The sequence below is a fragment of the Clostridium sp. UBA1652 genome (assembly GCF_002320975.1).
Taxonomy (GTDB): Bacteria; Bacillota; Clostridia; order Clostridiales; family Clostridiaceae; genus Clostridium_T; species Clostridium_T intestinale.
Window position 1 is genome coordinate 1 of sequence record NZ_DCLI01000052.1, and the last position, 19,123, is coordinate 19,123.

A 19,123-nucleotide genomic window follows, 5' to 3' on the forward strand; every position below is an offset into this window, starting at 1 on the left:
AAAGTTAAAAAGTTAAAAAGTTAAGAAAAAAGGAATCTAATGAGGCTAGATAAGAAGCCTCTACAGGGCAGTAGTGCAACTTATAATATTAAAGAATTGAATGTCGGAGAATTTTGAGATGTATTAATACAGAAATGAATTAAAGACAATACATTTTTGTATTAAAATATTTGTGTGAAATCAAGATTCTATATTATAATAATACATATATGAATTATTTGTAGGGTCTCCTAAGAAGATATATAAATATGAGTAATAGGCTTAAGGTAAGAAGATTCAAGGCTTAAGCGGATATTTATAAATATATATTAATTGGTATCAAAATTGCTGATACATAATTGTATTATATGCTCGGTGTTATAAGATAAAATATTAGGATTTGAGGAGGAAATAAATGCCCAAAAGAACATTTGAAATTGAAAAGGATTTAAACAGTAAGATTACAAATTTAGAAGAAAAAGAAACTCTACAAGTTGATGAAGATACATTAAAGATAATTGAGAGTTACAAAGAAATAGTACTAAAGCAAAAAGAAGAGTTAGAGATTTTGAAAACGTATAAAGAGAGAGAGTTAGATGCCTTTTCTATAGGTGATGCTGTATCGGATGGTATATGTATAGTTGATAACAAAGGAATAGTCATAGCAGTTAATAAAGGCTACACAGAGATAACTGGAATAAGAGAAGAGGAATTAGTGGGTAAAAGTGTAGAAAGTGTAGTTATTGAAGGGTATTTTGATAATTCAATTTCTTTGCTTGTTATTGAACAAAAAAAGAAAATAACATCTCTAGCTACTGTAAATAACAATAACAAGGTACTTATAACTGGAAATCCAATATTCGATGAGAATGGAGAAGTTATTCAAGTATTAACTGTAATGAGAGATTTAACAGAGTTATTAAAGTTAAAAGATGAAATAGAGATGGCTGAAAAGAAAAATGAAAAGTATCTTAATGAATTAAATTACTATAGAAGCAAGTTTATTAAAAATAAAAGCTTTATAGGAGAAAGTGTAAAAATAAGAGAAATAAAAGAACTCATTAGTTATGTAGCAAAAACAGAAGCTACGATATTAATAACAGGTGAGACAGGCTGTGGAAAAGAGATAATAGCTAAAGAGATACATGAAAAGAGTGATAGAAAAGATAACCCATATATTAAAGTAAATTGTGCTGCTATTCCAGAAAGTTTAATTGAATCAGAACTGTTTGGGTACGAAAAAGGATCATTTACAGGAGCTTTAAATAAGGAAAAACTTGGTATGTTTGAAATTGCAAATGGTGGAACTTTGCTTTTAGATGAAATAGGGGAAATGCCTATGAGCTTACAATCAAAATTATTAAGAGTTCTTCAGGAAAAGGAATTAACTAGAGTAGGTGGAACAAAGAGCATAAAACTAGATGTAAGAGTTATTGCTTCCACTAACTGTAATTTAGAAGAACTAATAAGACAAGGGAAATTTAGAGAGGATTTGTTTTATAGACTAAATGTTTTACCTATAAAAATACCTCCATTAAGAGAAAGAAAAAGTGATATAAAACTTTTGATTAATGCATTTGTAGACAAGTTTAATACAAAATACAGTAAACAGAAAAAGATTGACTCTATGGCTATAGAAGGTTTAGAGTATTATGATTGGCCAGGTAATGTAAGAGAACTTCAAAACATAATAGAAAGACTTATTGTTATCGATGATAGCTCATATATAAACTATGATAATGTAGTAAACGTTCTAGGAAAAGATAAGATAAATTACAAAAAGAATAATGAAGATTTGACTTTAAAGGAAGCTGTAGAAACATTAGAAAGACAGATGATAGAGCAGGCGTTAAGAAATCATGGAAGTACGTATAAAGCTGCAAAAATATTAGGAGTAGCTCAACCAACTGTTTTTAGAAAGGCAAAAGCTTTGGGAATAAGATTAGGACAAGATTATATAGAGAATTAATATATTGATTAGATTCACTTTTTTGATGTTACTTATAGTAATAAATTTGTGTTATATATTGCAAGATATACTATATATAATTGGAATATCTAAAAAAGAAAAGGATAATTTAGTAGGATTTGAATATGGAAATGAAAGCATGAATGCAGAAGAGGTTATGGGATATCTTATATATCAATGGGAAAAGACTTAAGATATAAATATATTAAGTAAGATGAATTCTTACAAAAAAGAAGTAGTATTTTTGAGACTGCTTCTTTTTAATTTCTGGAAGAGTGATGAAAAAAAACATTACCATAATACAAAAATACATTAGTTAAAGATGGCTAAAATAAAGAGTTTTGATAATTGGTTAATAAGTATTAATTAAGAAAATTATTATATAAAGCAAATGTTACAATAACGTTTACAAAAATATATATGATAGAGTTGAAATATATCTGTAATAATAAAAAATATTAGTTACCAAATATAAGGTTTTTCAGTATTTTGATGGAATTAAAGCTGTTATTAAAGTTAAAAAAATATCAATGTGGCATATGTTTTGCATATTAGTATTATGTCCGTAATACTAATATGTTTTTGGAAAGAAAGGAGAATAATTCCGCTGTAAGAAAAAGACTACTAGATAGTAAGCTTAATATTATTAAAAAAAGGGGAGAATCATATGTCTACAAAAAGAAAAGCCTTATTAATTCAAGCTGCTTTTGGAGCAGTTATACTGACATTATTAATGCAGCCTATGGGAATGCTAGGGTTTCAAAATTATAGTTGGATGCTGTTTATCGTACTACTTCTATTCTTTGCATTAGGAGCAGACTTTAAGAAGATACCATCGATGATCATATGTTTTGGAGTAGGTATTCTTTGGGCAATGCTTAATGGTATCTTAATGGGAGCATTATCAGGTTTTCCAAGTTGGGTTTCTGGGATACTTCTTACTATGGTCATAATATTTAGTATATTAACAGTTCATGAAAATCTATTAAGAGATACGATTTTAGGATGTATACCAGCTTTATTTCTAGGCTTAGCTGAAACATTTTTTATGTTTTCTATACAACCAGCTAATGCAGCAGCAATAACACCATTACACTTATTCGGGTTCTTTATTTATGGAATTATAATGACAAGTATATTAGTTTTAGGTGGAGGATTTTTATGCACTATAATTTTAGGTAAAGACTGGCCTAAGTATGTATACGGAAATGAAAATGAAATTAGGGATAAGGCAGAAGATATTTAAAAATTATTGAGAATGGAATCTCTTGCACTAGGAACTCTTAGAGTATTGAAAAACGAAGAGCAATACAGAGAGTATGCAGAATAGTATAAGAATGAACATATAATTAAAGAAAAGGTATTACAAAGTGATTTTTTGATCATCTTTGTGATACCTTTTCTCTATGTCTCTAATACGTTAATACATTGAATTAATACATAACTGTATCGGAAAGAAAAGCAGAAATATATCTATTACATTAATAAAGTTAAATATTAATACCAATATGAATTGAAAACCTCCTATATACAAAATCAATTAAACTATAGAAAACCTAATAGAAATAAGAATTATCAATGCTTTTATAAAGAAGCAAATACCTAAAAAATAATTGGTACAATAATTGCTATAAAAGTAAATGTAAAAGTTAGAAGATGATTTTAAGGAGAAAATAAATGGAGAAAAATATTAAACTTATATCTAAGAATTTTGAAGATGAAGACATAGAATCATTAGAAGAATATGTAGATTCAGGAGGCTTTAATTCACTTAAGCTAATAAGAACTATGAGTAAAGACAACATAATTGAGGTTATAGATAAAGCTGGACTTAGAGAAAGAAATAGCTCTGCTAATAATATCGCTAAAAAGTTTAGGGAGTTAGTAAATGAAGAAAATACAGAAAAAGTAATTGCTTTCAGTATAGATGAAAAGAGTTTAAGAGATTTAACTCTATTAAAGAAGGACTCTTTTAGAGTACTAGAAGGAATGATTATAGCAGGGAATATTATAGGAGCTTCTGAAGGATGTATTTATCTTGGTAAAACTTATCCAGATATTAATAGTAAGATTGAAAAATATATAAATGAATTATTTAGAGAAGGGCTTTTAGGGGAGGAATTTAAGATAAAGGTATTATATGAAAAACTGGATGAGAAAACGCTACAAAGAAAAGAAAATCATAATATATGCGTGAATAATATAGAAACCCTAGCAGTACTTCCTACTATATTTTCATCAGATTTATACACTTATTTAGAAAATGGAACAAAAGAAAGCATAGGAACTAAGCTTATAAATATATTAGGAGATGTAAATGAACCAGGAGTATATGAAATACCTTTTGGAGTAACTTTAAGGGATATAGTATATGAGGTTGGTAAAGGAATTTTTGAAGATAAAAGATTCAAATTTATGATGTTATGCGAAGAGGAAGATTCCATAATTACTGAAAACCTATTAAATATAAAATATACCTATGAAGATTTAAGTAAATTTGGATTAAAAGTATGCTCAGAAATTGTAGTTATGTCTGATAATTAAAAGAATCAAGATTAAGTAAACGATACATTAATAAATTGAAGTGATACAAAAATGTATTAGAGACAAAACTGTTATTAAATCTATACTAACACTTAGTTTTTAAAGATTGATACAAAAGTGAATTAAATCTATAAGTAATTGAAAAAGGTTTTCAAATATAAATCAGAAGAAATTAAAAAAAACAACTTAACTATAAAAATACAAAAGCCCATAAAATAAGGGCTCATAGTGATTTAAGTTGTAAGAGGAAAAGAGTATAGAGATTTTTCAGAGGTTTGGCATACTAATTGCTATAAGTATAAGTGTTGAAAGATACATGATTAGAAGTAGGTGACTTATGAACAAGATAAAAAGTATTGATGAGGTAATGGAATACATCAAAGATGATATGACCATTATGGTAGGCGGATTCATGGGGGTAGGTACTCCTGAGTTTATTATTGATGCAATAGTAAAGAAAAATGTGAAAAACTTAACTATTATAGCTAATGATACTGGATTTCCAGACAGAGGAGTAGGTAAATTAGTTGTTAATAAGCAAGTTAAAAAGGTTATCGCATCTCATATAGGATTAAATCCAGAGGCAGGAAAGCAAATGAATAGTGGAGAACTTATTGTTGAGCTTGTACCTCAAGGAACATTAGTAGAACAAATTAGATGTGGTGGAGCTGGAATAGGTGGATTTTTAACTGAAACAGGTATAGGTACAATTGTAGAGGAAGGCAAACAGAAAATTAAGGCCCAAGATAAAGAATATCTTCTAGAACTCCCATTAAGAGCAGATTTAGCAATATTGGGAGGTTCAATTGTAGACAAGCAAGGTAATGTATTTTATAACGCTTCAACAAGAAACTTTAATCCACTAATGGCAACAGCAGCAGACAATGTAATAGTAGGTGCTGAAAGAATTGTGGAAGTTGGGGAACTTGATCCTAATCATGTTATGACCCCAGGGATATTTGTTGATTATATTGTTGGAGGTGAAGCGTAATGAATCCTAAAAATGCTAAAGAGTTTATTGCAAGAAGAATAGCAAAAGAACTTAAAGATGGAGATGTAGTTAATTTAGGAATAGGACTTCCAACAATGGTAGCAAATTATTTACCAGAAGATATAAATGTAACTTTCCAATCTGAAAATGGTTTTGTTGGGTTAGGAAGTGTGCCAGAAGAAGGTAAAGAAGATAAAGACATAGTAAATGCAGGAGCACAATATGTAACTATAAATAGTGGAGCAGCTTTTTTTGACAGTTCTACATCTTTTGGAATAATTCGTGGTGGACATGTAGACGTTACCGTTTTAGGTTCCTTAGAGGTAGATGAAAAAGGAAACTTAGCAAACTACATGATACCAGGAAAGATGGTTCCAGGTATGGGCGGAGCTATGGATTTAGTGAGTGGTGCAAAAAAAGTAATAATTGCCATGATGCATACTGCTAAAGGTGAAACCAAAATACTTAAAGAATGCAGACTTCCACTTACAGCTGTAGGTAAAGTAAATCTAATTGTTACTGAAATGGCTGTTATGGAAGTAACTCCAGAAGGGCTTTTTTTAAAGGAGATTGCTCCAGACTTAACAGTGGAAGAGGTAATAAATGCTACTGAAGCTAATTTAATAATAGCTGAAAATTTAAAGACTATAGATATTTAAGGGATATTGAGAGGAGGTGAAGAAATGAAACAAGTTAAATTTAACGAGGTTAAACCATATAAGGCTCCATTACATTTTGACTGCTCAACTTTAAAATTACATGGTACTGAAGAAACTGGAGCAAAAGAATTTTGGATGGGAGTAACACATTTTCTTCCAGGTGGTGGTGCAGAGTACGCTTATGAAGACTCTCCTACAGAAAAAATCTATGTTGTCTTAGATGGACAAGTAACAATAAAAACTAAGACTGAAGAATATGTACTAAATAAATATGATTCAATATTTATAGCTCCTAATGAAGGTAGATCAATTATCAATGAAACTAATATGCCTGCAACTATGTTAGTAGTAGTAAATTATTAAGGCATAATCGAGAAGGAGAATAGTAATGGATTCACAATTTGTAAATAAGTTATTTGATGTTACAGGTAAAGTTGCTGTTATAACTGGAGCTACTGGAGCATTAGGAAAAGCAGTTGCTTTTGGATATGGACTTGCAGGAATGAAGGTTTTTGTTACTGGACGTAGTGATGCAAAATGTAAAGCTTTATGTGATGAATTAGAAGCTCAAGGAATTGTCTGTGGATATTCAACAGGAGATCCAGCTATAGAAGCAGATGTAATTAAAGTGGTTGATGATGTTGTTAAAAGATTTGGAGAAATCAATGTATTAGTAACAGCAGCAGGATACAATAATCCGCAACCAATAGTAGAACAAGAGTTAAGTGAATGGAAAAAAATCATGGATTCCGATGTACAAGGAACATGGTTATTCTGTAAATATGTTGGACAACAAATGATAGAACAGGGAAAAGGCGGTAAGGTTATAATGGTATCTTCTGCACGTTCTAAGATGGGTATGTCTGGATATACAGGATACTGTACAGCAAAAGCAGGAATAGATCTTATGGCTCAATCCCTAGCTTGCGAGTGGACAGCTAAACATAAAATTAATGTTAATACAATAAACCCAACAGTATTCCGTTCAGATTTAACGGAGTGGATGTTTGATCCAGAAAGTGCTGTCTATAAAAACTTCTTAAGAAGACTTCCTGTAGGTCGTCTTGGAGAACCAGAAGATTTTGTAGGACCATGTATATTCCTAGCATCAAGTGCAAGTGACTTCATGACTGGAGCTAATGTAGCTGCAGAAGGTGGGTACTGGGCTAACTAATCTAACTTAATTAGGAATGTTTTAAGAATACTAGTTGATATAATCAGGTAAATAATTCGCAATTTTAGGAGGAAATGAAAATGACAAAAAAAGTATTTGTAGATTTAACACACCCATTCAGTGCTGATATTCCACGTTGGCCTTATTTTGTAAAACCAGTAATTGATTCTATGCACAGTTTAGCAAAAGGTGGAGTTCTTACACAAAGAATTGATTGCGTACAACACACTGGAACACACTGTGATGCACCACGTCATGTTATGGAAAAAGAATTTGATGGAAGAAGAGCTCGTTATACTCATGAAATGCCAGTTGATGCATATACAGGTGATGCAGTTTGTCTTGAAATAAATATTGAACCTTGGGGATTAATTGGGCCAGAACATCTTGAAGATGCATGTAGACGTGCAAATATCAAACCAGAAGAATTAGAAGGAATGGTTATCTGTTTAAATACAGGAATGCATCGTAAATTTGATGATTCAAAAGAGTACTATCATTACTCATGTGGTACAGGCGTTGAAGCAGGAAAATGGTTTGTAAAACATAAAGTTAAATGTGTAGCTATGGATATGCAAGCTCTTGATCATCCACTTCATACAGCTATGGGTAATAATGGAGCTACTAAATTAAACTTACTAGGTGCCTCAGGAAGACCAATAACAGAAGAATACAAAGAAAAATTTGGTGAAGAAGCATATGCTGAATTTGATAAAGATGAATACATTAGAATTCATGGAAAAGAAGCGTATGATGAAAAGTTCGGTGATTTAGAAGAAATCGGATGCTGGGGAACATGGGAACCTTGTCATAAACAAATGTTAGGACATGGTATTGTTGGTGTTGAAAACCTTGGTGGAAATTTAGATAAGGTATCTGGAAAACGCTTCAGATTCTTCTGCTTCCCAATCAGATGGTACATGGGAGACGGTTCTATGGTTCGTTGCGTCGCTGAAATAGATGAAGATCAAGTAAATGATGTTCCAGAAAGAACTTACACATACGGTGGATTTTAGCCCTAAATTAATAAGGTCTGAAAGCACACAAATATAAATAAGAATTAATTTTTGAGGATGCTCTTATAGAGTATCCTCAAAATTAAAATTAAGGAAAAGAGGAAATTAATTATGGGAAATTCAGAAGAGAAAGTTATATTGACAGTAGCAACTACAGGAGCTTGGCCTACAAAAAAAGAGACACCATATGTACCGCTACAACCTGAAGAAATAGCAGAGGAGATTTATCAATGCTATAAAGCAGGAGCTTCTGTTGCTCATATCCATGTTAGAGATGATGAAGATAAGGCATCTATGAGCTTTGAAAAATTCGAAAAGACAGTAAAGCTTGTAAGAGAAAAATGCGATATAGTAATAAACTTAACTACTTCAGGTGGAATAGGTCTTGATGATGATGTAAGAATGAAGCCTTTCATAGAATTAAAACCTGAAATAGCATCTTATGACTGTGGAAGTATGAACTGGCAGCATTCAACAGTGTTTGAAAATAGTCCACAATTCTTAGAAAAGTTAGGTATTGCTATGCAAGAAAATAATGTAAAACCTGAAATAGAAATATTCGATGCAGGAATGGTTTATAATGCATTACATTATTATAAAAAAGGAGTCTTAAAAGGACCGCTTCATTTCCAATTTGTATTAGGGGTACCTGGAGGAATGGCAGCAACTGTAGAAAACCTGGTATATCTTAAGAATCTGATTCCTGCGGATGCAACTTGGGGAGCTATAGGAATAGGCAAGCAACACCTTCCTATATTATATGCAACATTAGCATTAGGGGGAAACTTAAGAGTAGGAATGGAAGATAATATATTCTATAAAAAAGGACAGCTAGCTAAATCTAACGTAGAATTTGTTGAAAGAACAAAGAGAACTGTAATTGAAATGGGTAAAGAAATAGCAACTCCAGCTGAGGCAAGAAAAATATTAGGGCTTAAAAATTGCTAAATAGAATGTAGGAGGATTAATTTCGTGAACAATAAAATTAAAAACATTACAGTATTTGGACCGGGCATGATGGGAAGCGGAATAGCTCAAGTATTTGCTGGCTGTGAAGATTTAAAGGTAACTATATTTATTAGAGAAAAATTTGAACTTGAATGTATGTATAAGATAAGGACAAACCTTCAAGTGTTAAAAGAAAACGGTGTTTTTACTCAAGAAGAAGTTAACGCTACATTAGATAGAATAACTTTAACAGAGGACTTAAAGGAAGCAGTTAAGGATGCTGATTTTATTATAGAATGTATACCAGAAAAAATGGAACTAAAACAAGACCTATTTATGCGTTTAGAGCCATTATGCAAAGAAAGTGTAATATTTGCAACTAATACATCTGTAATGAGTATTACTGAAATATCGCAAAAAGTTAAAGATAAATCAAGGATTGTAGGAACTCATTTCTGGAATCCTCCATACCTAATACCTCTAGTTGAAGTAGTTAAATCTGATTATACTTCAGAAGAAGTTATGGATGACACTATGGAATTACTTAAGAAGGTAAATAAAAAACCAATAAGAGTAAACATGGATGTTCCAGGCTTTGTAGCGAATAGACTTCAACATGCACTTTGGAGAGAAGCTATATCTATTGTAGAAAGAGGAATAGCTGATGCTCAAACTGTTGACGAAGCAATTAAATATAGTTTTGGGCTAAGGCTTCCAAAGTTAGGACCTATGGAAAATGCTGATATGGTAGGGACAGATTTAACTTTATCTATTCATGATTATATATTGAAGCATTTAGAAAACTCTACTGAACCTTCTCCTATATTAAGAGAAAAGGTTGAAAAAGGAGAATTAGGCTTCAAGAGCGGAACAGGCTTTCAAAACTGGACTCCAGAACAAATAGAGAAGTCAAACGAAGAGCTTAGAACTTATTTAATTAAAACATTATACAAAAAATAATGCAAAAATGCATTTTGTTCGTGAAAATCTTAGGAATTAGTTCTTAGAAATCGAGGAATATAGGGCTTGGGTAACTTTAGAAAAGCTAAATTGATTTGTCATATAACTTGCTTTATCTTGTAAGAGAGATAAAAAAAAGTATACAACCTGATTATTGTATGAGTTTAAGAGGAATATAGATTTGGAACATGTAGAATGCAATTAACTGAACATTATCGGTTAATTAATTCAATGTCTGCTGAAATAAAAAAAATAAAGCATTAACTGAATACTTCCAAATGGATGTATTAAAGTGGCAAGGAGCTATACCAGATGACAATAAGATTGCAGTTCTTGAAGGATAGGAAGTAGATAATGTTGAGGGCGGTGATGCTAAGAACTCATCATGGGAACAATATGATGAGTTCTCATACTTGAAACCTAAGTTTGAAATATCTAGCTTATTCTAACAGATATAGCTGAAAGTGATAATTTCTCACAATATCGTGGATATATAACAATGAGATAAAAGAAAGAAAACATTTTTCTAATTTAGATATTGACCCCCAATATTTAAAATATATCATTCTATATAAAAAGGAGCTTAGCATTAACTTGCTGGGCTCTAGTTTTTTATAGTAAGAATTTTAAAAAATTAAAAGATTATACAGATAAAAAACAAATAAATCAGCGGTATGCAGGAGATTTGGAACAGTGAAGAGTTTTTATGCAAAAGCGCAGGAACAGCGGAGCATCGGAAAAGTGAAACATAAGAACAGCGGCAAAGTGGAAAAGTGAAACAGTGGAATGCTGGAGCAGTGGAATGAATATAGTATTAGTAAAGAAAAAACAGTTTCAAGTTCTAAAGAAATATGGACTTGAGACTGTTTTTTAATTAATTAAAAATTAAGTTCAATACTCTTCTGAATAATAGGTAATTTTATAATAAACGTTTATATTTTAAATAAGTGAAAATAGATAAAGTTAAATATATATGATAGAATCTAAATATATTTAAAATTCTTATTAAAAGAACCTAATGCAGAGAGGTGAACTATTAAATGAAAAGAATTGATTTAATTCTTAAGAAACTTATAGAATCAACAGAAACAAAACCTGATGGAGTTTCAGCGATAGAAGTTGCAGAGGAATTAAATCTACTTAGAGGAAATGTAAGTAATGATTTAAATAAATTAGTTGCTGAAGGAAAAGCGGTTAAGTTTAAAGGAAAGCCTACATTGTTTAAAGCGGTAAATGATACATCTATGATAAATATATTTTCAGAATTAAATCCAAGTTTATATACAGCTCTGGAACAGGCGAAAGCAGCAATATTATATCCACCTAATGGAATGAATATATTATTGCTTGGAGAGACTGGAGTTGGAAAATCAACCTTTGCAGGGTTGATATATAAATATGCTATTGAGATGGAAGTAAAACCTAAAGAGAGTCCTTTTATAATTTTTAACTGCGCAGATTATGCAAACAATCCACAGTTATTATTAGGACAAATATTTGGGGTAAAAAAAGGAGCATATACAGGAGCTGATTTTGATAAGGCTGGACTTTTAGAGCAGGCTGATGGTGGAATATTATTTCTAGACGAAGTACATAGACTTCCAGCTGAAGGGCAAGAAATGTTTTTTACATTTATGGACAGAGGAATGTATAGAAGATTAGGAGAGACTGTAAGCGAAAGAAGTGCACAGGTTCTTATAATAGCTGCGACTACAGAAGACCCCAACACAACTCTTCTTCAAACTTTTACAAGAAGAATTCCTATGGTAATAACAATACCAGCTTTGAGAAATAGAGGGATAGAAGAAAGATTTAATCTTATAAAGCAGTTTATGATTGAAGAGTCAGGGAGACTTGGAAAAAGCATAAAAGTATCTGTTAATTCAATAAAGTCATTTTTATTTTACGATTGTAAGAATAATGTAGGGCAGTTGAAATCAGATATACAACTAGCTTGTGCAAGGGCATATGCAGATTTCTTGTCAAAGAAAAAAGAAGAAATAAGTATAAGTAGCTTAGACTTACCAGGTTATATAGCAGAAGGATTATATAGGGAAGTTGAGCATAGACAGCTTTGGAATAAATTAAGTGATATTAATAAAAGATATTATATATTTGATAAAAACGAAGAGAAGATAATATTTGAAGAAACTGATTCAGATGAAAATATATATGAAATGTTAGAGAATAAAACTAGAGAACTTAAAGCTAGAGGAATAGAAGGCAGAGGCTTTGAGGAAGAAATACAGAGAAATGTAGAGGGTTACTTTAACAAATATATTGATAAGTTTAATTATAAAGTAGGTACTACAAATATAGAAAACATTATAGAGCCTCATATTATGAAGGTAATTGAAAACGTGATTAATTATTGTGAAGAAGAGTTAGATGTAAAGTTCAATGAGCAGATATACTATGGGTTAGCAGTTCACATTAATAATTCTATTGATAGAATAAGAAGAAATAAAAAGATTGAAAACTTAGAGTTAAATAGAATTCGTAAGCAATATAACAGAGAGTTTAATGTAGCTATAGACGTTTTAAAAATATTAGAGCAGTCCTTAGATATTAAGATTCCTGTAGATGAAGCTGGATTTATTACTATGTTTTTAACTTATCATAAAGAGAAAATAAGAAACTCTCATAGTAATGTAAATATAATAATCATATCCCATGGTGCTACAACAGCTACATCTTTAGCTGACGCTGTAAATGGACTTTTGGGAGTGAGCTATGCAAAGGGAATAAATGCTCCAATAGATGAGAAACCTCAAATGACCTTAGAAAAGGTTAAAGAGTATATAAGACAAAATAATATTAATACGGACATATTGTTTTTAGTTGATATGGGTTCACTTGCAAACTTTGGTAGAGAGATAGAGAAAAGCTTAAAAATAAAAACAAGAACTATTCCTCTAGTGAGTACGCTTCATTGTATGGAAGCTACTAGAAAAGCAATAATGGGCTACTCTTTAGATGAAATATACAGAGATACTTTAGAAGTTAATAATTTATATGATAACAATTCATTAGACTACATACCAGAAGTAGCTGAAGAAAAGAGATTATGTATAGTTACTATTTGCACAACTGGCGAAGGAAGTGCTAAAACCATGAAGAGTATCTTAGAGAGAAATCTTAAACTGGAAAACGAGTTACTAGATATAATTCCACTTAACTTTATAGGTAAAGAAAATATTTATGATAGACTTAAAAAACTATCAAATAAATATGAGATACTATGTATAGTTAGTCCTTTTGAATTAGATGCCGATTATATACAATTTAAGTTAAGTGATATTATTGAGGGAAGGGCCTCAGAAGATATACAAAATTTAATAGATAGAGAAAAAGTGTATATGAAGATGAAGGAAACCTTAGAGCATCAGTTAAAGAATATTGATGGCAGAACCATTGTTAATGACATAAAAAGGTTCTGTAGAAACGTAACTAAAGCTTTAGAGATACAGCTAACATCCAATGCTCTAATAGGAATAACCCTTCATATGGCTGTAATGGTTGATAGGTTAATTGATAATGGAAAAGTAGAAGAGTATATAGGTAAAGAAGAGTATATAAAGGAAAATCTAGAATTATATAGATTAATTAAAAGTGAATGTACTTTAATTAATACTAAATATACAATTACTATATCAGAAGATGAAATATGTTATCTCATGAATTTGTTTAGGATGAAAAGTAGAAAATAAAGCACATAATCGATGTGCTTTATTTTTTTAGCTTAAAATAAAGCACATTAATATAAATTTGAAAAAGTTTTAATATTCTCTTAAATCTAGTAAAAATGCGATGTGAGAAAAGAAGTTGTTGAAAAAAAGAGTAAAATTAAACTTGGCACGGGGATTGCTATATATAGAAGTGTAAGATACATAAATAACTTGAATAGAAGGTGAAGCAATGGAAATACTGTCAAAAGAACAAATAGTTATGGAATTAATAGTTAATAGTGGGGATGCTAGAAGTAAGGCAATGGGAGCTATTAAAATAGCAAAAAAAGGTGATCTACAAGCTGCTAGAGAAAAGATTAAAGAGGCAAATGAAGCCTTAAATAAGGCACATAACATCCAAACTAGTTTAATACAAGGAGAAGCAGCAGGAGAGGAATTTCAGATAAATTTGCTTATGATACATGCGCAAGATCATTTAATGAATGCAATTACTATACGTGATTTAGCTCTAGAAGTACTTGATATTTATGAAGAAGTTAGAAAATAGTAAATCTAATAGTTAATAATAATTAAAAGCAAGCTTGTTTTAATAATTAATAAAAAAATATAAAAATGAATCTTAGGAGGAAGAATAATGAGATATATTACCCTAATTTGTGCAGCAGGAATGTCTACAAGTATATTAATGAATAAGATGCAAGAAAGTGCAAAAGCTCAAGGACTTGATATAAAAGTAATAGCTATGTCAGAATCAAAATTTGAAGAATACGATGAACCTACAGAAGTTTTACTTTTAGGACCACAAATAGCTTACTTAGAAGATGAAATAAGAGAACAATATGAACCAAAAGGAATCAAAGTTGCAGTAATAGATATGATGGACTATGGAACTCTAAATGGTGAAAAAGTGTTAAAGGATGCACTTGCATTACTTGATTAATACAAATGAAAAGGTTATTAATGATAATATTTTAAAGGGGGATTTATAAATGGCTAATTTTGATGCGAAGGCGATATCAAAAAAGGTAGCGCCAGTATTAAACAAGGTTCAAAAAAGTAAATTAGCAAATGGAATAACTGGAGGAATGATGATAGCATTACCTGTTACATTATTCGGTTCATTTGCTTCATTATTTCAAAACTTACCAATACCAGCATGGAAAGCTTTTCTTGCTAGTTCAGGAATTGCAGGACTTCTAAACACAGGTATATTATTTACAACAAATTTTTTAGCTGTAGTATTTGTACTTACTATATCAGGTAGTTATGCAAAACAATATAAAGAAGATAGTATTATAGCATCGTTATTATCAGCAGTATGTTTCTTTATAATTACACCAACTGCAGTAAATAAAGTTAATGAAGTTAATGTAACTTCTATACCAGTAGAATGGTTAGGAGCAAAAGGAATTTTCTCTGCAATTATTATAAGTATAGTAGCAACTAGATTATATGTATATATTAAACAAGCAGGTTGGACAATTAAAATGCCATCAAGTGTGCCTCCAGTAGTATCAAGCAGTTTTAGCAGCTTAATACCAGGCCTTTTAGTTATTGCTTTATTCTTAGCTGTTGCAGGTGGTTTTGCAGCAACACCTTTCAAAACTATGCATGGATTCATTTATTCGTTTGTTCAAACTCCATTACAAGGTGTAGGTGGAAATATCATATCTATAATAATTTTATGGACATTCTCACAAATATTATGGTGGTTTGGAATTCATGGAACATTAGTTATTTACTCAGTTGTTCTTCCAATATTTACAGCAATGGACGCAGCTCAATTAGCAGCTTATGCGGCAGGAGAACCACTTCCTTATATAACTGGACGTGCTTTTATAAGTACTTATACTATGTCTGCAAGTGCAATAGGTTTTGCTCTACTTATGTTATTCTTTGCTAAGAGTAAACAATATAAGACATTAGGAAAATTATCTGCTGTACCATCTCTTTTTGGAATAAGTGAACCATTAGTTTTCGGTACTCCAATGGTTTTCAATGTTAGATTTGCAGTACCATTCTTATTCATGAATGCTATAAGTTTAACTATAGCTTATAGTTTAACAGCTATAGGTTTAGTTCCAAGAGTAGCAGGTATGACACCAATGAGCGGAATGCCTATAATATTTACAGGATTAATGGAAGGTAGCTGGAAAATAGCTGTACTTCAAGTAGTACTTGTACTTTTACAAATGGTTGTTTGGTATCCATTCTTTAAAAAGGCAGACAAAGAAGCTCATGAGATAGAAATGAAAGCAGAAGCTTAATATATTAAAAATATGCCACCACTTGCATGAGTGGTGGCTTGAATATCTTTAGAAGGAAAAGGAGAGAAGCACGTTGAAAACAATAAATATAAATGATAACTGGTTATTTATTAAAGATAAAAATGTAAGTGAGACTGTTACATTACCACATTGTTTTAATGGAATAGATGGACAAAGTGGTAATGGGATGTTTAAGGGAGAATGTTGTTATCAAAAAAGCTTAAACATAAATGAGGAAGAGTTAGAGAAGTTTATTTTTTTAGAAATAGGTGCAGCATCACTTGTATCTAAGGTATATGTAAATGGTGAACTTGCTGGAGAGAGCAGTTGTGGATTTTCTATGTATAGAGTGTTTTTAACTCCTTTCTTAAAAGCTGGGGAAAACACTATTTCAATTAAAGTAGATAATAGCCGTAATGATGCAGTATATCCACTAATGGCTGACTTTTCATTTTATGGTGGACTATATCGTGATGTAAATTTAATAATTGGGGAAAGTCTTCACTTTGATCTAATGGATAATAGTAGAGATGGTATATATTTAACTCAAAAGGGTATAGCTGAAGACACCTTTGAATTAAAGATAAACGGAAATATAATAAATGAATTATCTGAAACAAAAGAAGTAAAGGTGGATTTTAAGTTAATAAATAAAGAAAATCAAATAGTATGTAGTAAGATAATTGACGTTAATGTTTCTAAAGAAGAGAACTTTGAATTATTAGAAACAATAAATGATGTTATTGTTTGGCAAGGAATAGAAAATCCATACCTTTATAAATCACAAATTGAGTTAGTTTATGATGGTCAAACATATGATAAGAGAGTTATAGAGATTGGTTTTAGAACAGTAGAAATAACTCCAGATAGAGGAGTATTCTTAAATGGTAAGTCTATTAAACTTAATGGTGTTAGTAGACATCAGGATTTTGATGGAATAGGTAATGCTTTAACTAAAGAACATATGGAATTAGACATGTCAATAATTAAGGAAGTAGGAGCAAACAGCGTAAGACTTTCTCATTATCAACATGATGATTATTTCTACACTCTTTGTGATCGAGAAGGAATATTGGCATGGGCAGAGATACCATTTATAAGTGTTCCAACAACAGCAGATAAAGAAAACAAAAATGCTAAGGACCAGTTAGAAAGATTAATTAAGCAAGCATATAATCATAGTTCTATATATTGTTGGGGAGTTCAAAACGAAATTACAATAGCTATAGAAAATGAACAAATATATGAAATGGTTAAAGAACTTGCTACTATAGCTAGAGAGTTAGATTCAAGCAGATTTATTGCACAAGCTAATATCCATTCTGTAGCAAATGAAAGTCCATTAAATGATATAACAAATTTTGTTGGATATAATCTATATTATGGCTGGTATTATAAAGAGATGAAAGATCTAGCAATCAGATTAGATGAATTCCATAATGTAAGACCTAATATACCTGTTATGGTTACAGAGTATGGGGTAGATACTAACCCTGATCTTCATTCATACAGCCCAACAGTAAAAGACTATACTGAAGAATATCAATTGTTATTCCAAAATAACGCTCTAAAAACTTTTAATGAAAGAGAGTTTATTTTAGGTGGTTATGTATGGGCTATGTTCGATTTCGGTAGTGAAATTAGAAATGAAGGTGGCAAAAAAGGAAGAAATCAAAAAGGATTAGTAACTATAGATAGAAAGATTAAAAAGGACGCCTTCTATTTATGTAAGGCTTACTGGTCAAAAGAGCTGTTTGTAAAACTAGCAGGAAGCAGATTTGTAAATAGACATGAAGAATTAAATGATATAGTAGTATTATCAAATGTAGAGAATATCAAGCTTTATATAAATGAGAAATTTATAGCTGAACTAAATGACAAAGAGCCAATGAAGAAATTCTCTAATATTAAATTAGAATTAGGAAAGAATGTAGTAAAAGTAGAAGCTATAGATAGTGAAAATAATACTTATACTGATGAAATAATATTAAACAGAACTGAAGAAGCAGATGAAAGTTATGTCCTTAAAAAGCCAGAAACAACAACCCATGTAACTAACTGGTTCCAAAAATTTGACTTAACGGATGTTCAAGAAGTGACACTTAAAGAAGGATATTATTCAACTTTTGATACACTTGATGAATTATATAAAAACGAAGAAGCAAAAGCTGTATTTAAGAAATACTTTGGAGATATTGCAGAAAGCGATCAAATGAGTGCAATGAGAGGATTAATGACTATAGACAGTATGTCTAAGAGATCAAGATTCAATATACCAAAGGAATTACTAAGCGTTATAAATAAGGAACTAAATGTTATACCTAAAAATTAAGATAAGCTTCAGAGAATTGAACTTACTCTTGTAGTAAAGGTAAGAAATATAATAAGATATATAGGATAGGTAGTTAACTTTACTGCTGAATCCTATATCTTTTTTAGTAATTATTAAACATAATTTGTAATTTTATGTGATTTGAAATTTGAAAATAAAAATTAAAAGGTTTATTTTTTATAAAAATTTGATATAATATAAATAAGAGAAGCTTAGTGCGCTAACACTAAGCTAATCCTTAGAACATTTATTTTGTTTTAGGGCTATTGGATTTAACAGAATATAGTAACAAAAAGGATGCTAATCTTGTGAGGATGGAGCATCTTTTTGTTTGCTCTTAATTTCAATATCAAGACCAATAAATTTTATTGAAATCTTTAGATAATGAACAAAAAGGTTATGTTTCAAAATCAATCGTATAACATAAACAGTAACAACACTCTTTATAATTAATTCAAGCATATCCAATACCACCCCCTAACTATTGATGAATAGCACCAATAGTCCTAGGGAGAGAAAATGTCCAAAACCCCCGTAGCCATCCTACTACGGAATTTAGAATATTACTTTAGAATTATACCATAAATGGGTAATT

The 19,123-nt window shown here is 30.6% G+C and carries 19 protein-coding genes; 18 read left to right on the forward strand and 1 reads right to left on the reverse strand.

Annotated elements, in window-relative coordinates; all coding sequences use genetic code 11:
• Nucleotides 1-394: 394 nt before the first annotated feature.
• The 18 genes from B3N22_RS10030 to B3N22_RS10115 all read left to right on the forward strand — a co-directional run bounded on the left by B3N22_RS10030 (nt 395) and on the right by B3N22_RS10115 (nt 18,528).
• A complete protein-coding gene (locus tag B3N22_RS10030) occupies nt 395-1,948 on the forward strand; it encodes a sigma-54 interaction domain-containing protein (RefSeq protein WP_238902978.1) in 1,554 nt (517 codons plus the stop codon).
• 4 nt (nt 1,949-1,952) lie between these two features.
• Entirely contained in the window at nt 1,953-2,141 is a 189-nt protein-coding gene (locus B3N22_RS10035) for a hypothetical protein (protein ID WP_286906765.1), read from the forward strand.
• Between the two features lie 474 nt (nt 2,142-2,615).
• Nucleotides 2,616-3,194, forward strand: coding sequence for a DUF1097 domain-containing protein (locus tag B3N22_RS10040; RefSeq protein ID WP_238902974.1), 579 nt, complete (start codon nt 2,616-2,618; stop codon nt 3,192-3,194).
• Between the two features lie 431 nt (nt 3,195-3,625).
• A complete protein-coding gene (locus B3N22_RS10045) occupies nt 3,626-4,492 on the forward strand; it encodes a hypothetical protein (RefSeq protein ID WP_238902972.1) in 867 nt (288 codons plus the stop codon).
• 337 nt (nt 4,493-4,829) lie between these two features.
• Entirely contained in the window at nt 4,830-5,483 is a 654-nt protein-coding gene (gene atoD, locus B3N22_RS10050) for an acetate CoA-transferase subunit alpha (protein ID WP_238902971.1), read from the forward strand.
• On the forward strand, nt 5,483-6,142 hold the full coding sequence (locus B3N22_RS10055) for a 3-oxoacid CoA-transferase subunit B (RefSeq protein ID WP_073022398.1): 660 nt from the start codon (nt 5,483-5,485) through the stop codon (nt 6,140-6,142). Before atoD ends, B3N22_RS10055 begins: the two co-directional genes overlap by 1 nt.
• Before the next feature lie 24 nt (nt 6,143-6,166).
• The gene (locus B3N22_RS10060) at nt 6,167-6,505 is read left to right on the forward strand and encodes a cupin domain-containing protein (RefSeq protein WP_073022397.1); all 339 of its coding nucleotides are present in this window, start codon (nt 6,167-6,169) and stop codon (nt 6,503-6,505) included.
• Between the two features lie 25 nt (nt 6,506-6,530).
• Nucleotides 6,531-7,316 (forward strand): SDR family NAD(P)-dependent oxidoreductase, encoded by a 786-nt coding sequence (locus B3N22_RS10065; protein WP_073022396.1) that lies wholly within the window; start codon nt 6,531-6,533, stop codon nt 7,314-7,316.
• Between the two features lie 80 nt (nt 7,317-7,396).
• A complete protein-coding gene (locus B3N22_RS10070; RefSeq protein WP_073022395.1) occupies nt 7,397-8,332 on the forward strand; it encodes a cyclase family protein in 936 nt (311 codons plus the stop codon).
• Between the two features lie 111 nt (nt 8,333-8,443).
• Nucleotides 8,444-9,280, forward strand: a complete 837-nt coding sequence (locus B3N22_RS10075) for a beta-keto acid cleavage family enzyme (protein WP_238902969.1) — start codon at nt 8,444-8,446, stop codon at nt 9,278-9,280.
• 24 nt (nt 9,281-9,304) lie between these two features.
• Entirely contained in the window at nt 9,305-10,240 is a 936-nt protein-coding gene (locus tag B3N22_RS10080) for a 3-hydroxyacyl-CoA dehydrogenase family protein (protein ID WP_238902967.1), read from the forward strand.
• Between the two features lie 195 nt (nt 10,241-10,435).
• Nucleotides 10,436-10,504: a hypothetical protein gene (locus tag B3N22_RS23705; protein ID WP_286906883.1), complete on the forward strand. Its 69-nt coding sequence runs from the start codon at nt 10,436-10,438 to the stop codon at nt 10,502-10,504.
• A 14-nt stretch (nt 10,505-10,518) separates the two neighbouring features.
• On the forward strand, nt 10,519-10,584 hold the full coding sequence (locus tag B3N22_RS23710) for a hypothetical protein (RefSeq protein ID WP_238902983.1): 66 nt from the start codon (nt 10,519-10,521) through the stop codon (nt 10,582-10,584).
• Nucleotides 10,585-11,280: 696 nt separating this feature from the next.
• Nucleotides 11,281-13,950 (forward strand): sigma-54-dependent transcriptional regulator, encoded by a 2,670-nt coding sequence (locus tag B3N22_RS10095; protein WP_238902966.1) that lies wholly within the window; start codon nt 11,281-11,283, stop codon nt 13,948-13,950.
• Between the two features lie 208 nt (nt 13,951-14,158).
• On the forward strand, nt 14,159-14,476 hold the full coding sequence (locus B3N22_RS10100) for a PTS sugar transporter subunit IIA (RefSeq protein ID WP_286906771.1): 318 nt from the start codon (nt 14,159-14,161) through the stop codon (nt 14,474-14,476).
• Between the two features lie 87 nt (nt 14,477-14,563).
• The gene (locus B3N22_RS10105; protein WP_021803337.1) at nt 14,564-14,869 is read left to right on the forward strand and encodes a PTS sugar transporter subunit IIB; all 306 of its coding nucleotides are present in this window, start codon (nt 14,564-14,566) and stop codon (nt 14,867-14,869) included.
• Between the two features lie 49 nt (nt 14,870-14,918).
• The gene (locus B3N22_RS10110; RefSeq protein ID WP_286906774.1) at nt 14,919-16,196 is read left to right on the forward strand and encodes a PTS sugar transporter subunit IIC; all 1,278 of its coding nucleotides are present in this window, start codon (nt 14,919-14,921) and stop codon (nt 16,194-16,196) included.
• A gap of 73 nt (nt 16,197-16,269) precedes the next feature.
• A complete protein-coding gene (locus B3N22_RS10115; RefSeq protein ID WP_238902962.1) occupies nt 16,270-18,528 on the forward strand; it encodes a glycoside hydrolase family 2 protein in 2,259 nt (752 codons plus the stop codon).
• A gap of 300 nt (nt 18,529-18,828) precedes the next feature.
• Here the strand turns inward: B3N22_RS10115 and B3N22_RS10120 are convergent, their stop codons facing one another.
• The gene (locus B3N22_RS10120; protein ID WP_238902961.1) at nt 18,829-18,990 is read right to left on the reverse strand and encodes a hypothetical protein; all 162 of its coding nucleotides are present in this window, start codon (nt 18,988-18,990) and stop codon (nt 18,829-18,831) included.
• Between the last annotated feature and the right edge of the window lie 133 nt (nt 18,991-19,123).

What these genes read in the sequence shown, in the direction of transcription:
- B3N22_RS10120 (WP_238902961.1), bottom strand. Translation starts at nt 18,990, where the DNA reads ATGCTTGAATTAATTATAAAGAGTGTTGTTACTGTTTATGTTATACGA.
- B3N22_RS10110 (WP_286906774.1), top strand. Translation starts at nt 14,919, where the DNA reads ATGGCTAATTTTGATGCGAAGGCGATATCAAAAAAGGTAGCGCCAGTA.
- B3N22_RS10100 (WP_286906771.1), top strand. Translation starts at nt 14,159, where the DNA reads ATGGAAATACTGTCAAAAGAACAAATAGTTATGGAATTAATAGTTAAT.
- B3N22_RS10075 (WP_238902969.1), top strand. Translation starts at nt 8,444, where the DNA reads ATGGGAAATTCAGAAGAGAAAGTTATATTGACAGTAGCAACTACAGGA.
- B3N22_RS10105 (WP_021803337.1), top strand. Translation starts at nt 14,564, where the DNA reads ATGAGATATATTACCCTAATTTGTGCAGCAGGAATGTCTACAAGTATA.
- B3N22_RS10095 (WP_238902966.1), top strand. Translation starts at nt 11,281, where the DNA reads ATGAAAAGAATTGATTTAATTCTTAAGAAACTTATAGAATCAACAGAA.
- B3N22_RS10060 (WP_073022397.1), top strand. Translation starts at nt 6,167, where the DNA reads ATGAAACAAGTTAAATTTAACGAGGTTAAACCATATAAGGCTCCATTA.
- B3N22_RS10040 (WP_238902974.1), top strand. Translation starts at nt 2,616, where the DNA reads ATGTCTACAAAAAGAAAAGCCTTATTAATTCAAGCTGCTTTTGGAGCA.
- B3N22_RS10065 (WP_073022396.1), top strand. Translation starts at nt 6,531, where the DNA reads ATGGATTCACAATTTGTAAATAAGTTATTTGATGTTACAGGTAAAGTT.
- atoD (WP_238902971.1), top strand. Translation starts at nt 4,830, where the DNA reads ATGAACAAGATAAAAAGTATTGATGAGGTAATGGAATACATCAAAGAT.
- B3N22_RS10045 (WP_238902972.1), top strand. Translation starts at nt 3,626, where the DNA reads ATGGAGAAAAATATTAAACTTATATCTAAGAATTTTGAAGATGAAGAC.
- B3N22_RS10030 (WP_238902978.1), top strand. Translation starts at nt 395, where the DNA reads ATGCCCAAAAGAACATTTGAAATTGAAAAGGATTTAAACAGTAAGATT.
- B3N22_RS10055 (WP_073022398.1), top strand. Translation starts at nt 5,483, where the DNA reads ATGAATCCTAAAAATGCTAAAGAGTTTATTGCAAGAAGAATAGCAAAA.
- B3N22_RS10070 (WP_073022395.1), top strand. Translation starts at nt 7,397, where the DNA reads ATGACAAAAAAAGTATTTGTAGATTTAACACACCCATTCAGTGCTGAT.